The sequence below is a fragment of the Pseudomonas sp. BT-42-2 genome (genome assembly GCF_025847435.2).
GTDB lineage: Bacteria > Pseudomonadota > Gammaproteobacteria > Pseudomonadales > Pseudomonadaceae > Aquipseudomonas > Aquipseudomonas urmiensis.
Genome location: NZ_JAOYTM010000027.1, coordinates 16,780 through 30,581, shown reverse-complemented (window position 1 = coordinate 30,581; position 13,802 = coordinate 16,780). Strand labels below are relative to the sequence as shown.

Below are 13,802 nucleotides of genomic sequence, written 5' to 3'. Positions count from 1 at the left end.
GGGGAGGGGTCGTAAATAGTGTGGAAGGGTCGGGGAGAGATATGTGCCGAAGTCTGTGCCGTCAGAATGCACTCGCGGGGCAAGCCCGCTCCCCCGTTTGCTCACAGATCATTGATCTGGCGTGGGAGCGGGCTTGCCCCGCGAGTGGCCGGCCGAATTAATGCTTCTGCTCAGGCCCCTGCTCCAGATGCGCCTGGCTGCAATACCACTGGCCGCCCCGCTGCAAAGCCCGGTCATTGGGCAGATGCACACCACAATGCGCACAACGCACCATCTTCAGCGGGTCATCGAGCTTCTGCTCAGGGCGTGATTGCTGGCTGAGCTTGAATTTGCGCCACAGCCAGAACGCGGCGGCGATCAGGGCGATCCAGAAGAGTAGGCGAACCATGGTGTCCAGCTTGTCGAGAAATAGAGGCCACAGTCTAGGACGCGGGCATGAAAAAAGGGAGGCCTGGGCCTCCCTTTCTGCTGCTGCACTGAATCAGTCGAACAGACCAAAGGTCGCGTAGCTGAACCAGGAGCGGCCTTTCTCGGCTTCTTTCGGACCTTCCGGCAGGATCGGGTCGCCGTTCTCGTCTTTGGGCAGCAAGTCTTGCGGCATTTCCGAACGGGCATCCTTGAACTGACGGACCACGTCCTGGTTGGCGCGGGTTTCACCCGGCGGCAGCGGGGTTTCGGTCTCGATCAGGCCCAGGGTGGCCTTGGACAGCCACGAACGGCCATCAGCCTCGTCCTGCTTAGGCTCGAAGTTGCCATCGACCAGGCTTGGATGGTTCGGGTAGTTGAGCTTGAGGGTTTCCAGGCTGGTGGCAGCCAGCTCGTCCAGGTGCAGGCGCTGGTAAGACTCGACCATCACCGCCAGGCCGTCGCCGACCGATGGGGTTTCCTGGAAGTTCTCGACCACGTAGCGGCCACGGTTGGCGGCGGCTACATATGCCTGGCGGCTCAGGTAGTAGTCGGCAACGTGGATTTCGTAGGAGGCCAGCAGGTTGCGCAGGTAGATCATGCGCTGCTTGGCGTCCGGCGCGTAGCGGCTGTTGGGGAAGCGGCTGGTGAGCTGGGCGAACTCGTTGTACGAGTCGCGGGCAGCGCCTGGGTCACGCTTGGTCATGTCCAGCGGCAGGAAGCGCGCCAGCAGGCCGCGGTCCTGGTCGAACGAGGTCAGGCCTTTCAGATAATAGGCGTAGTCGACGTTCGGGTGCTGCGGGTGCAGACGAATGAAGCGCTCGGCAGACGACTTGGCCGCCTCTGGCTCCGAGTTCTTGTAGTTGGCGTAGATCAGCTCGAGCTGGGCCTGGTCGGCGTAGCGGCCGAACGGGTAGCGCGATTCCAGGGCCTTGAGTTTGTTCACGGCGCTGGTGTAGCTCTTGTTGTCCAGGTCGGCCTGCGCCTGCTGGTACAACTCGGCTTCGCTGAGGTTCTCGTCAATCACTTCCTTGTTCGAGGAACAGGCAGCGGTGAGCCCGAGGATGGCGATCAGCAGCAGGTGTTTCACTTGCATGGCGGCTTGCGTCCTTTGACGGCCGCTGTCTTGGGCGGTGCCGTCCTGTTATGATGAGCGCCCCGGCCTAACCCCGGGGCAAAAGAAGCCGTATTTAACCACAAGCGCGCAGTTGAAACCAAAGGCTGTGCGCCCGCCGAATCGAGCATGTCCGAGATCATTCAACTTAGCGCAGAGGTGCCGTCCGAACTGGGCGGTCAACGCCTCGACCAGGTCGCCGCCCAACTGTTCGCCGAGTACTCGCGTTCGCGCCTGTCCTCCTGGATCAAAGATGGCCGCCTGACGGTCGATGGCCAGGTCGTTCGTCCCCGCGACATCGTCCATGGTGGCTCCGTTCTGGCCCTTGAAGCCGAACAGGAAGCCCAGGGCGAGTGGATCGCCCAGGACATCGAACTGGACATCGTTTACGAAGACGACCAGATCCTGGTGATCAACAAGCCGGCAGGCTTGGTGGTGCACCCAGCGGCTGGCCACGCCGATGGCACCCTGCTCAATGCCCTGCTGCACCACGTGCCGGATATCGTCAACGTGCCGCGTGCGGGCATTGTCCACCGCCTGGACAAAGACACCACCGGCCTGATGGTGGTGGCCAAGACCCTGCAAGCGCAGACCAAACTGGTCGAGCAGCTGCAGAGCCGTACGGTCAGCCGCATTTATGAGTGCATCGTGATTGGCGTGGTCACCTCCGGTGGCAAGATCGACGCCCCGATCGGTCGCCATGGCGGCGCGCGCCAGCGCATGGCGGTCACCGAAGGCGGCAAGCCTGCGGTCAGCCACTATCGGGTGCTTGAGCGTTTCCGTTCGCACACCCATGTGCGGGTCAAGCTGGAAACCGGCCGTACCCACCAGATCCGTGTGCACATGGCCCACGTCGGCTTCCCGCTGGTCGGTGACCAGACTTACGGTGGACGCTTCCGCATTCCACCGGCGGCCGACCAGGACATGGTCCAAGCGCTCAAGCACTTCCCGCGTCAGGCCCTGCATGCACGCTTCCTGGCCTTGAAGCACCCCACCACCGGGCAGGTGATGAAGTGGGAGTCGCCGCTGCCGGATGACTTCGTCGAGCTGCTGACCCTGCTGCAAGACGACCGCGGCAGCTTTATCGGATGAACGGTCTGACGCAGTTGTTGCGCCCCGACTGGCCGGCCCCGGCCTCGGTGCACGCCTGCGTCACTACCCGTGAGGGTGGGGTGAGCCTGCCTCCTTATGAAAGCTTCAATCTTGGCGACCATGTGGGCGATGACCCGGCAGCGGTTGCCGAGAACCGTCGTCGCCTGAGCGATCAATTCGCCATCCAGCCGGCCTGGCTCAAGCAGGTACATGGATTGGTGGTGGCGGATGCCGATCCGGCAATAGTTGCCCAAGCCGATGCCAGCTGGACCGATCAAGCCGGTATCGCCTGCACCGTGATGACTGCCGATTGCCTGCCTGCGTTGTTCTGCGATCGCGCCGGCACCCGCGTGGCCGCGGCCCATGCTGGCTGGCGCGGATTGGCCGGGGGCGTACTGGAAGCTACGCTCGATCGGCTGCAAGTGCCTGCTGACCAGGTGCTGGTCTGGCTCGGCCCGGCGATTGGCCCGCAGGCGTTCGAGGTCGGGCTGGAAGTGCGTGATGCCTTCACTGCGGTGCATCCGGAGGCTGCCCGAGCCTTTGTGCCAGGTGAGCGTCCTGGCAAGTTGATGGCCGACATCTATGAGCTGGCGCGTATTCGCCTGGCGGCGCGTGGAGTCACTGCTGTTTATGGCGGGGGTTTCTGCACGGTGAGCGATCCGCGGTTCTTCTCTTATCGACGTACGCCGCAAGGCGGGCGTTTCGCTTCTCTGGTGTGGCTCGCCGGCGCAACCTCCTGAATTCTGTTTCTACGGGATTTGTATATCGGTCCGGTGCCCGTGGAAACGTCCTGACTGACTCCAGTCAATCCCGCTACGCTTGAATCTTGCACAATCAACCCAATCTACTGGTTATCTCAGGCAGGTTTCTTCATCAGGTGTATCCATCGCTCCGGCCTGCCCTTATAGGAAGGTATCCCCATGCGAATAGACCGTTTAACCAGCAAGCTGCAATTAGCGTTATCTGATTCCCAATCCCTGGCCGTTGGCATGGACCATCCGGCCATCGAGCCTCTGCACCTGTTGCAGGCGCTGATCGACCAGCAAGGCGGCTCGATCAAGCCGCTGCTGATGCAGGTTGGCTTCGACGTCAACAGCCTGCGCACGGCGTTGAGCAAAGAGCTCGACCAACTGCCGAAAATCCAGAACCCCACCGGCGACGTGAACATGTCGCAGGACCTGGCGCGCCTGCTCAACCAGGCCGACCGCCTGGCCCAGCAGAAGGGCGACCAGTTCATCTCGAGCGAGCTGGTGCTGCTCGCCGCCATGGATGAAAACAGCAAGGTCGGCAAACTGCTGCTCGGCCAGGGCGTGAGCAAAAAAGCCCTGGAGAACGCCATCAACAACCTGCGCGGCGGCGCGGCGGTCAATGACGCCAACGCCGAAGAGTCGCGTCAGGCCCTGGACAAGTACACCGTCGACCTGACCAAGCGCGCCGAAGAAGGCAAGCTCGACCCGGTGATCGGCCGTGACGACGAGATCCGCCGTACCGTGCAGGTGCTGCAACGCCGCACCAAGAACAACCCGGTGCTGATCGGTGAGCCTGGCGTGGGTAAAACCGCCATTGCCGAAGGCCTGGCCCAGCGCATCATCAACGGCGAAGTGCCCGACGGCCTCAAAGGCAAACGCCTGCTGGCCCTGGATATGGGCGCGCTGATCGCTGGCGCCAAGTACCGCGGTGAGTTCGAAGAGCGCCTCAAAGGCCTGCTCAACGAGCTGTCCAAGCAGGAAGGCCAGATCATCCTGTTCATCGACGAGCTGCACACCATGGTCGGCGCCGGTAAAGGCGAGGGCGCCATGGACGCTGGCAACATGCTCAAACCGGCCCTGGCCCGTGGCGAGCTGCACTGCGTGGGTGCTACCACGCTCAACGAGTACCGCCAGTTCATCGAGAAGGACGCAGCCCTTGAGCGGCGCTTCCAGAAGGTGCTGGTCGAAGAGCCGAGCGAGGAAGACACCATCGCCATCCTGCGCGGCCTGAAAGAGCGTTATGAAGTGCACCACAAGGTGGCCATCACCGACGGCGCGATCATTGCAGCGGCCAAGCTCAGCCACCGCTACATCACCGATCGCCAGCTGCCGGACAAGGCCATCGACCTGATCGACGAAGCGGCCAGCCGCATCCGCATGGAAATCGACTCCAAGCCGGAAGTGCTCGATCGCCTCGACCGTCGCCTGATCCAGCTCAAGGTCGAATCGCAGGCATTGAAGAAAGAAGAAGACGAGGCCGCCAAGAAACGCCTCGAGAAGCTCACCGAAGAAATCGAGCGCCTGGAGCGCGAATACTCCGACCTCGAAGAGATCTGGGCTTCGGAGAAAGCCGAAGTACAGGGCTCGGCGCAGATTCAGCAAAAGATCGAGCAGGCCCGCCAAGAGCTGGAAGCCGCTCGCCGCAAAGGCGACCTGAGCCGCATGGCCGAACTGCAGTACGGGGTGATCCCGGACCTGGAGCGCAGCCTGCAGATGGTCGACCAGCACGGCAAGACCGAGAACCAGCTGCTGCGTAACAAGGTGACTGAAGAAGAGATCGCCGAAGTGGTCTCCAAGTGGACCGGCATCCCCGTCGCGAAAATGCTCGAAGGCGAGCGCGAGAAGCTGCTGAAGATGGAAGAGCTGTTGCACCAACGGGTGATCGGCCAGAACGAAGCGGTCACTGCCGTGGCCAACGCGGTACGCCGTTCGCGGGCCGGGCTGTCCGACCCGAACCGGCCGAGTGGCTCGTTCCTGTTCCTCGGCCCGACCGGTGTCGGTAAGACCGAACTGTGCAAGGCCTTGGCCGAGTTCCTGTTCGACACTGAAGAGGCGATGGTGCGTATCGATATGTCCGAGTTCATGGAGAAACACTCCGTGGCTCGCCTGATCGGCGCACCGCCAGGCTACGTCGGTTACGAAGAGGGCGGCTACCTGACCGAAGCCGTGCGCCGCAAGCCGTATGCCGTGGTGCTGCTGGATGAGGTCGAGAAGGCTCACCCGGATGTATTCAACGTGCTGCTGCAAGTGCTTGAAGACGGTCGCCTGACCGACAGCCACGGTCGCACGGTGGACTTCCGCAATACGGTGATCGTGATGACCTCCAACCTGGGCTCGGCGCAGATCCAGGAGCTGGTCGGTGATCGTGAGGCGCAGCGTGCGGCGGTGATGGATGCGGTGGGTAACCACTTCCGTCCGGAGTTCATCAACCGCATCGACGAAGTGGTGGTGTTCGAACCGCTGGGCCGCGAGCAGATCGCCGGCATTACCGAAATCCAGCTCGGCCGCCTGCGCAGCCGCCTGGCCGAACGCGAGTTGACCTTGAGCCTGAGCCCAGAGGCGACCGACAAGCTGATCGCCGTCGGTTACGACCCGGTGTATGGCGCACGGCCACTGAAGCGTGCGATCCAGCGCTGGATCGAGAACCCGCTGGCGCAGTTGATCCTGGCAGGCGAGTTTTTGCCAGGTTCGGCGATTACCGCCAAGGTCGAAGGCGACGAAATCGTCTTTGCCTAAAAAAAAGCCCCGCGAAAGCGGGGCTTTTTTTGTGTTCTGGAAAATATTTTGTGCTTTTGCCGGCCTCATCGCGGGGCAAGCCCGCTCCCACGAAGCTTCCCACAGCCATTTACGGCGCGTGTCTGTGCGCGTGTCTGGGGGGCGTGGGAGCGGGCTTGCCCCGCGATGAAGCCCGCCCAACCCCCGAAAAACCTAGGCCTCACCACCTTTCTTGATAACTTGCTGAAAATTTTGAAATTTTTGCTTGCATCAAAATTCGAGTGCCCCTAATATACGCCCCGCTGTCAGGCACTAAGCGAATCACCAGCAACATCGGTGATCGCAAAACAACTTAGAAATCAGTAAGTTGAATGAAAAAAAGTGGTTGACAAGCAAAACGAAGAATGTAGAATAGCCGGCCTCAGCAGCGACAACGCGAAAGCGGATAGCCAAAGAGATCGAAGCTAACACAGACTTCGAAGCTGTAAAGATGTACCGAAGTTCAGTTCCGCGATAGCTCAGTCGGTAGAGCAAATGACTGTTAATCATTGGGTCCCTGGTTCGAGTCCAGGTCGCGGAGCCAATCTCGGGGTGTAGCGCAGTCCGGTAGCGCGCCTGCTTTGGGAGCAGGATGTCAGGAGTTCGAATCCCCTCACCCCGACCATTTTCAGGGTCGTTAGCTCAGTTGGTAGAGCAGTTGGCTTTTAACCAATTGGTCGTAGGTTCGAATCCTACACGACCCACCATGTAATAAGGGCATCTCGACTGAGATGCCCTTTTTCTTTTGCCTCGATTTTATCCCGCCGCTCTTGCTAGCCTTCGTATTCAACCGAAGGAGCGAGCCCATGCCATTGAAAGCCAGCGTTTTCATCGCCACCAGCCTGGATGGCTTCATTGCCCGCGAAGACGGCAGCCTCGACTGGCTGATGGGCGCGACCAGTTCCAGTGACGATCATGGCTATGGGGCGTTCATGGCCAGCGTCGACACCCTGGTGATGGGGCGTGGCACGTTCGACAAGGTGCTGACGTTTGGCGAGTGGCCTTATCCCAACAAGCGTGTGGTGGTGCTGAGCGAAACGCTCAAGGCGCTGCCTGCTGGTTTGGGGGAGGGTATAGAGCTGCATCCGGGGCCGATTCCAGCCTTGCTCGAGCATCTGACGGCTACTGGGGCGAAGAGCCTGTACCTGGATGGCGGAAAGTTGATTCAGGGTTTTTTGCGCGAGGGGCGGGTGGATGAGTTGACCATTACCCATATCCCGGTGTTGCTTGGGCGCGGGATTGCACTGTTTGGCGAGCTGGCGCGGGATGTGCAGTTGCAGCACCTGCGTACGACCAGTTTTGAGAGTGGGTTCGTGCAGAGCACCTACCGCGTCGTTAAGTAGTTTTTGGGGCCGCTGTGCGGCCCATCGCGGCGGTTCGGCGCCCCGACAAGCCCGCTCCCACAGGTACAGCGCAAATCCCTGTGGGAGCGGGCTTGCCCGCGAAGGGCCGCACAGCGGCCCCAAAATCTCAAACGATCAGTGCAACTTCAGACGCGGCTCAGTCCCACGCCCAATCCGGCTGCCGAGCATCAGCATCAAGGTACGGAACGTCCCATACAGCGCCATCTGGTGCATCCGATACAGCGACACATAGAACATCCGCGCCAACCAGCCTTCGAGCATCACGCTACCGGTCAGGTTGCCCATCAGGTTACCCACCGCCGAGAACCGCGACAGCGATACCAGCGAGCCGTAATCCTTGTACGCATAAGTCGGCAGCGCTTTACCCTCAAGCCGCCCCTGGAAGCTCTTCACCAACATCGAAGCCTGCTGGTGCGCCGCCTGCGCGCGTGGCGGCACGTTGCGATCGCTGCCCGGCTGCGGGCAGGCCGCACAATCGCCAAAGGCGAAGATATCGTCATCCAGCGTGGTCTGCAGCGTAGGGCGTACCACCAGCTGATTGATCCGGTTGGTCTCCAGCCCATCGATATCCTTCAAGAAGCCCGGCGCGCGAATGCCCGCCGCCCACACCTTAAGGCTCGCCTGGATCACTTCGCCACTGGCAGTCTTCAAGCCATCCTCAGTCACTTCACTGACCGAAGAATTGGTCATCACGGTGATGCCCAGCTTTTCCAGCGTCTTGTGCACCGGCACGCTGATCCGCTCAGGCAGCGCCGGCAGCACCCGTGGGCCGGCCTCGATGATGGTGATGTGCATGTCCTTGGGCTGAATCTTGTCCAGGCCATACGCCGCCAGCTCGTGCGCAGCGTGATGCAGCTCCGCCGCCAGCTCGACACCGGTGGCGCCAGCGCCGACGATCGCCACGCTGATTTTCTCGCTCGCCGCGTCGCCGGCATGAGCGCGCAGGTAGTGATTGAGCAACTGCTGATGGAAGCGCTCGGCCTGCTTGCGGGTATCCAGGAACAGGCAATGCTGCGCCGCGCCCAGGGTGCCGAAGTCATTGGTGTTGCTGCCTACGGCGATCACCAGGCTGTCGTAGCCCAGGGTGCGCGCAGGCAGCAGCTCGCGGCCGTCTTCATCGAGGGTCGCCGCCAATTGGATCTGCTTGCTCTCACGGTCCAGGCCGCTCATGCGCCCCAGCTGGAAATTGAAATGGTTCCACTTGGCCTGGGCCACGTAGTTCAGTTCGTCTTCCGAGGAGTTCAGCGAGCCGGCGGCCACTTCGTGCAGCAGCGGCTTCCAGATGTGCGTCAGGTTGGCGTCGACCAGGGTGATCTCGGCCTTGTTGCGCTTGCCCAGGCTTTTACCCAGGCGGGTCGCCAGTTCCAGGCCGCCGGCGCCGCCGCCGACAATCACGATGCGATGAGTCATGGAAATATCTCATAAGGTTTAACGAATTCGTGCCCCCAAGGGGCGGCGCCGTCGGCGAGCAGAGGGCGAGCGCAAGGCAGCTCATAGCACCAGTCCACTCAGCAGGCGGCTCAACAGGCCCAGACCAATGGTCACCCCAACCACCAGCGCCAGGAGCAGCAATGGCCGAAACGGCTTGCGCTCAACTTGATGCTGAGGGGCTTTGAGATACTCATCGACGCGACGCTGATCTTCAGGATTCAGGCGACTGGTCATGGTGGGCCTCGTCAGGTAGACGCATGTGACTGCGCAAAGGCTACAGGGTTCGCGCAGGGTCTTGATAACGAATGATAATGCTTTCTATCTCTGGCGCCGAGTGTACGCCATTGCAAAGACTCTCGGCACTGGATCAAAGACTGATACCGACATCGAACACAATACTGCGCCCCAAATTGCCGCGCAGGAAATCCGGCGCATCCGGGTGGGCGAACAGCACCCGGGCGAAGGTCGGCCCGACCAACGACAACGAACGCCAGCCCTGGCGCAGATATTCGGTGGGCGGCGGAAAGTGGCTGTTCAAATCCAGCACCTCACGCTTGAGGCTGGCAAAAGCGATGATATCCAGCTCGTTCAGCTCCAGGCCCCGTTCCCGGTAGTTGTGCGCCTTCTTGCGCAAGGTCGGCGCCAGGCGTACCAGCAGCTCCTGGGCGCTGATTCGTCGGGGCCGCGCCTCGCGGCGCACCAGCTGGCTCAGGGAAAACGCACTACGCCGGCGCTGCAGCTCCTCGCGCCATTCGTCATTGAGCCGGCGGCCTTCATCGAGCACGAAAAACACCTCGAACGCCGCATCGCGAAACAGCACGTCGGGTGGCTCTTGCCCGGCCGGGGTGAAGTCTTCGTTGCGGTAGGGAATGTTCAGCCCTTGCAGCAGGCGCTGGCACACCCAACGCTCGCGTTCCCATTTGCGGGCATTGGACAGGAACGCATTGGCTTGTTCGGCCTGGATGGTAAGCAGGCGCAGGTAGTCTGAGTCATCCATGTGCACAAGCTTAGCCGCTAATCTGTGACGGTAAGGTGTTGTTTGCCGGTAGGAATCGGCCCAGGGTGTAGACTCGAAGCTGTCTGAAAGGGGAGTGAGGTCAAGGTGATCAGCGCACAAGTCCTGTCCACCACCAGCCTGACCCTGGGCTGGGTGGCTTACGTTCCGCTACTGTTCTGGGCGGTGTCGCGTACCCGCTGGGTCGAGCTGTTCACCGATCGGCGCCGCCAGCATCTACTGTTCGGCACGGTGTTCGCCCTGTTTGCCTTGTGGCTGGTCAGGCGCGATTTCGATACCGGCGTGTCTTATCACTTTATCGGCATGACGGCGGTGACCCTGTTGCTGGATTGGCCGCTGGCGATGCTTGGAGGGTTTTTCGCCCAGCTCGGGCTGATGGCGCTGGGGCGCCAGGATCTGGCGGCACTTGGGGTCAACGGCCTGTTGATCATTGGCCTGCCGGTATTGATCACCGAGGTGTGCGCGATCCTGGTCGAGCGCGCGCAGCCGCGTAACCTGTTCGTTTATATCTTCTGTTCGGGGTTCTTTGCCGCGGCGTTGTCGGCGCTGCTGTGCCTGCTGGCGGCGATGGGGTTGTTGTGGCTGGATGGGCGGTTTGCCATGCCCGAGTGGCTGACGGACTTTGTCGGTTACCTGTGGCTGATGATCTTTCCCGAAGCGTTTATCAATGGGATGGTGGTCAGCGCCTTGGTGGTGTTTTGCCCTGAGTGGTTGGAGACTTTTAACCGTACCCGTTACCTGCAGGCGCCGTGGAAGGATGACAGCTGAGATGTGCCGGCCCTATCGCGGGGCAAGCCCGCTCCCACGAATTGCGCTTGGCTTATCGTGGGAGCGGGCTTGCCCCGCGATAGGGCCATAACTGACCCACCACACATCAATGCCGCGGTTCCAGATCCCCCGAATACAAGTCATCCTCAGCCTCAGGCGCCACCGGGATCTTATGCTCCTCAGCCGCCCACGCCCCCAGGTCGATCAGCTTGCAACGGTCCGAGCAAAACGGCCGGTTCGGGCTCTTCGCGCTCCATTCCACAGGTGCGCCACAGGTCGGGCAATCAACGGACAACGGCTGGCTCATGGCTGGCCTCCTCGTAAAGTCAGGTAAAAGTGGTGCAGGCGGTCAATCTGCTCGTGCAACCCGGCCAGGTCGCGGTCATTGACCACCACATCATCGGCATGGCGCAAACGTTCCTCGCGCGCCAACTGCGCCGCCAGAATCGCCTGCACTTGTTCAGGGCTGGTGTTATCGCGCAGCAAGGTACGCTGTACCTGCAATTCTTGTGGCGCATCGATCACCAGCACGCGCTGGGTCTTCTGGTACTGCCCCGACTCGATCAGCAGCGGCGACACATACACCGCATACGGCGACTCGGCCTTGGCCAGGTAACTGAAAATCTCCTGGCCAATCAGCGGATGCAGCAGCTGTTCAAGCCAGCGCCGCTGGCTTGGGTCGGCAAAGATCAGCTGGCGCAACGCCGAGCGATCCAGCTGCCCGTCGTCCAGCAACACGCCCGCGCCAAAGCGCTCGACGATGCTGGCCAACGCCGGCCGGCCCGGCTCGACCACCCAGCGCGCGGCCTGATCGGCGTCGACCAAGTGCACGCCCAGCTCCACGAAGCGCTCGGCAGCGGCGCTCTTGCCACTGCCGATGCCGCCGGTCAGGCCCAGTATCCAAGGGGTAAATGCCGCAGTGGTCATCAGAATCCAAGCAGTTGCAGGTATGAGGCGTACATTTCATCACCCCAGAGCACGGCAATCCACCCCGCAATGGCCAGATACGGACCAAAAGGCATCGCCGTGCCCAACGAAGCCTTACGCCAACGCAGCAAACACAGGCCAATCAGCGCCCCCACCACCGACGACAGCACCAGCGTCACCGGCAACACCTGCCAGCCACCCCAGGCGCCGATCAGCGCCAGCAGCTTGAAGTCGCCATAGCCCATGCCCTCCTTGCCGGTCACCAGCTTGAACAGCCAGTAAACGCTCCACAGGCTCAGATACCCCAGCACCGCGCCCCACAGTGCCGCATCCAGCGTCACAAACACGCCGAAGGCATTGACGATCAGCCCGACCCACACCATGGGCAACACCAGCACATCCGGCAGGATCTGCTGCTCAGCATCGATCAAACTCAACGCCAGCAAACACCAGGTCAGCAGCAGCGCCGCCAGCGCCTGCACCCCCGGCCCAAAGTGCCACGCCACCACCAGCGAAAGCCCCGCACACGCAAGCTCCACCAACGGATAACGCGCACTGATCGCCCCCTTGCACGCCGAGCAGCGCCCGCGCAGCACCAGGTAGCTCAACAGCGGAATGTTCTCCCACGGCCGAATCCGATGCCCACAGTGCGGGCAGTGCGAGGCGGGCAAAGACAGGTTGAAGCGGTCGTGCTCGACCAAGGGCAGGTCGAGCACCTCCTGCGCCTCACGCTGCCACTGGCGCTCGAGCATGATCGGCAAACGATGCACCAGCACATTCAGAAAGCTGCCCACCAGCAGCCCCAGCACGGTGGCCAACACCAAGAAGTAAACCGGCTGCACAGCCAGGAAAGTCCACAGATTCATGTTCAGATCAAACTACCCAACTGGAAGATTGGCAGGTACATGGCAACCACCAGGCCACCCACCAGGAGGCCAAGGATCAGCACGATGGCTGGCTCCAGCAGGCCGGTCAACTGGTCGAGCGCCTGGCTGACCTGTTCCTCATAATGGCTGGCCGCTTTGCCCAGCATCTGGTCGAGCGTGCCGCTGGACTCACCAATCATCGTCAGCTGCACCAACAGCGGCGCAAATAACCGCTCCCCCGCCATCGCCTGATGCAGCCCCTGCCCATTGGCCATGCCCTGGCGCAGCCGCAAAATCGCCTGCTCATGCACGCTGGCGCCACTCGCCGCCGCCACCGTGCCCAGCGCATCCAACAGCGGCACCCCCGCCGCATACGCCGTGCCCAAACTGCGCGCAAAACGCGCCATCGCCGCATGCCCCAGCAACCGCCCAAGCAGCGGAATACCCAGCGCCCGGCGAGATATCCACAAGCGCGCCCCGGCATGGCGCCGATACAGCTGGCGCCCACCCACACCGAGCAAAAGCAAAACCATCACCAGCCAAGGCCCATGCAGCCCAAAGCCTGTGGATAAATCGATCACCCACTGGGTAAACGCTGGCAGCGCCTTGCCGAAACTGGCAAACAGCCCCTCAAAGCGCGGCACTACCTCCAGCAGCAACAGCGCCGACACGCCCAAGCCCGTCAGCAACAGCAGCGCCGGATAGAGCATCGCCTTACGCACCCGCCGCTGCAGCGCCTGGCGCTGCTCCAGCATGTCTGCCAGCTGTTCCAGCTGGCCATCGAGCGTGCCCGACTGCTCACCCACCCGCACCAGATTGCAGTACAGCCGATCGAACCAGCCCGGCTGGCGCTGCAACGCATCGGCCAGCCCCATGCCCGCTGCCACATCCTGTTTCAATCGCGTCAGCAGCTTGCCCAGGCTCTCATCGCCCCCACTGCGCCCCATCACCTCGAACGCCTGAAGCAGCGGCACCCCCGCCTTGAGCAAGGTCGCCAACTGCCGACTGAACCCCGCCGCATCCGCCTTCTCCCGACGCGCCGGCAACCGCCAGCCAAGCCCACCCGCCGGGCGCAAGCGCGCATTACTGATGCCCTGACGCAGCAACCCCGCGCGCACCAACGCCGGGCTGCGCCCCTCACTCTGGCCCGTGACCCGCGCACCGTTGGCATCGATGCCTTGCCAGGCGTAAAGCCGTGTTGTTTGGCGCATAGCTAAGCTCCTTGCTGCACGTGCGACAAGCCCGGTAACAGCTTGCCGTGCCCCTGCGTGGGCGGGTTTCCCTGATGGTCACTAGAGTAGTTCAGCGAACATGACG

At 62.0% G+C, this 13,802-nt stretch carries 14 protein-coding genes and 3 tRNA genes; 8 read left to right on the top strand and 9 right to left on the bottom strand.

The genetic code is table 11. The annotated features are described in order from the left end of the window. Positions 1–157 precede the first annotated feature (157 nt). Positions 158–388 (bottom strand): PP0621 family protein, encoded by a 231-nt coding sequence (locus OIU19_RS24545; RefSeq protein ID WP_264237184.1) that lies wholly within the window; start codon positions 386–388, stop codon positions 158–160. 93 nt (positions 389–481) lie between these two features. Next, a complete protein-coding gene (locus OIU19_RS24540) occupies positions 482–1,501 on the bottom strand; it encodes an outer membrane protein assembly factor BamD (protein ID WP_186553686.1) in 1,020 nt (339 codons plus the stop codon). Between the two features lie 147 nt (positions 1,502–1,648). On the opposite strand from OIU19_RS24540, the gene rluD reads away from it, so the two are divergent. The 7 genes from rluD to OIU19_RS24505 all read left to right on the top strand — a co-directional run bounded on the left by rluD (position 1,649) and on the right by OIU19_RS24505 (position 7,457). After that, complete coding sequence (rluD, locus tag OIU19_RS24535; RefSeq protein ID WP_264237183.1) at positions 1,649–2,611, top strand: 23S rRNA pseudouridine(1911/1915/1917) synthase RluD; 963 nt, start codon at positions 1,649–1,651, stop codon at positions 2,609–2,611. Next, entirely contained in the window at positions 2,608–3,351 is a 744-nt protein-coding gene (gene pgeF, locus OIU19_RS24530) for a peptidoglycan editing factor PgeF (RefSeq protein WP_264237182.1), read from the top strand. The genes rluD and pgeF overlap by 4 nt, the downstream gene beginning before the upstream one ends. A 180-nt stretch (positions 3,352–3,531) precedes the next feature. After that, the gene (gene clpB / locus OIU19_RS24525; protein ID WP_264237181.1) at positions 3,532–6,096 is read left to right on the top strand and encodes an ATP-dependent chaperone ClpB; all 2,565 of its coding nucleotides are present in this window, start codon (positions 3,532–3,534) and stop codon (positions 6,094–6,096) included. A 486-nt stretch (positions 6,097–6,582) separates the two neighbouring features. Further along, a tRNA-Asn gene (locus OIU19_RS24520) sits at positions 6,583–6,658 on the top strand. Positions 6,659–6,662: 4 nt separating this feature from the next. Beyond that, a tRNA-Pro gene (locus OIU19_RS24515) sits at positions 6,663–6,739 on the top strand. Positions 6,740–6,745: 6 nt separating this feature from the next. Then, a tRNA-Lys gene (locus OIU19_RS24510) sits at positions 6,746–6,821 on the top strand. A 99-nt stretch (positions 6,822–6,920) separates the two neighbouring features. Further along, positions 6,921–7,457: a dihydrofolate reductase family protein gene (locus tag OIU19_RS24505; protein WP_186553690.1), complete on the top strand. Its 537-nt coding sequence runs from the start codon at positions 6,921–6,923 to the stop codon at positions 7,455–7,457. A 135-nt stretch (positions 7,458–7,592) separates the two neighbouring features. Here the strand turns inward: OIU19_RS24505 and OIU19_RS24500 are convergent, their stop codons facing one another. The 3 genes from OIU19_RS24500 to OIU19_RS24490 all read right to left on the bottom strand — a co-directional run bounded on the left by OIU19_RS24500 (position 7,593) and on the right by OIU19_RS24490 (position 9,906). Further along, complete coding sequence (locus OIU19_RS24500; protein ID WP_264237180.1) at positions 7,593–8,888, bottom strand: NAD(P)/FAD-dependent oxidoreductase; 1,296 nt, start codon at positions 8,886–8,888, stop codon at positions 7,593–7,595. A gap of 81 nt (positions 8,889–8,969) precedes the next feature. Next, positions 8,970–9,143 (bottom strand): DUF3094 family protein, encoded by a 174-nt coding sequence (locus tag OIU19_RS24495; protein WP_186553692.1) that lies wholly within the window; start codon positions 9,141–9,143, stop codon positions 8,970–8,972. A 133-nt stretch (positions 9,144–9,276) separates the two neighbouring features. Beyond that, the gene (locus tag OIU19_RS24490) at positions 9,277–9,906 is read right to left on the bottom strand and encodes a DUF1780 domain-containing protein (RefSeq protein WP_119138311.1); all 630 of its coding nucleotides are present in this window, start codon (positions 9,904–9,906) and stop codon (positions 9,277–9,279) included. A gap of 105 nt (positions 9,907–10,011) precedes the next feature. Here OIU19_RS24490 and OIU19_RS24485 point away from each other — a divergent pair, with 105 nt between their 5' ends. Continuing rightward, positions 10,012–10,692 (top strand): energy-coupling factor ABC transporter permease, encoded by a 681-nt coding sequence (locus OIU19_RS24485; RefSeq protein ID WP_264237179.1) that lies wholly within the window; start codon positions 10,012–10,014, stop codon positions 10,690–10,692. 106 nt (positions 10,693–10,798) lie between these two features. On the opposite strand, the gene yacG is transcribed toward OIU19_RS24485, so the two are convergent. The 4 genes from yacG to OIU19_RS24465 are packed head-to-tail and all read right to left on the bottom strand — an operon-like array spanning position 10,799 to position 13,696. Continuing rightward, entirely contained in the window at positions 10,799–10,999 is a 201-nt protein-coding gene (yacG, locus tag OIU19_RS24480; RefSeq protein ID WP_186553694.1) for a DNA gyrase inhibitor YacG, read from the bottom strand. Then, a complete protein-coding gene (gene coaE, locus OIU19_RS24475; RefSeq protein WP_264237178.1) occupies positions 10,996–11,619 on the bottom strand; it encodes a dephospho-CoA kinase in 624 nt (207 codons plus the stop codon). Before coaE ends, yacG begins: the two co-directional genes overlap by 4 nt. Beyond that, complete coding sequence (locus OIU19_RS24470) at positions 11,619–12,485, bottom strand: A24 family peptidase (RefSeq protein WP_264237177.1); 867 nt, start codon at positions 12,483–12,485, stop codon at positions 11,619–11,621. The genes coaE and OIU19_RS24470 overlap by 1 nt, the downstream gene beginning before the upstream one ends. Positions 12,486–12,487: 2 nt before the next feature. Continuing rightward, the gene (locus OIU19_RS24465) at positions 12,488–13,696 is read right to left on the bottom strand and encodes a type II secretion system F family protein (protein WP_264237176.1); all 1,209 of its coding nucleotides are present in this window, start codon (positions 13,694–13,696) and stop codon (positions 12,488–12,490) included. Between the last annotated feature and the right edge of the window lie 106 nt (positions 13,697–13,802).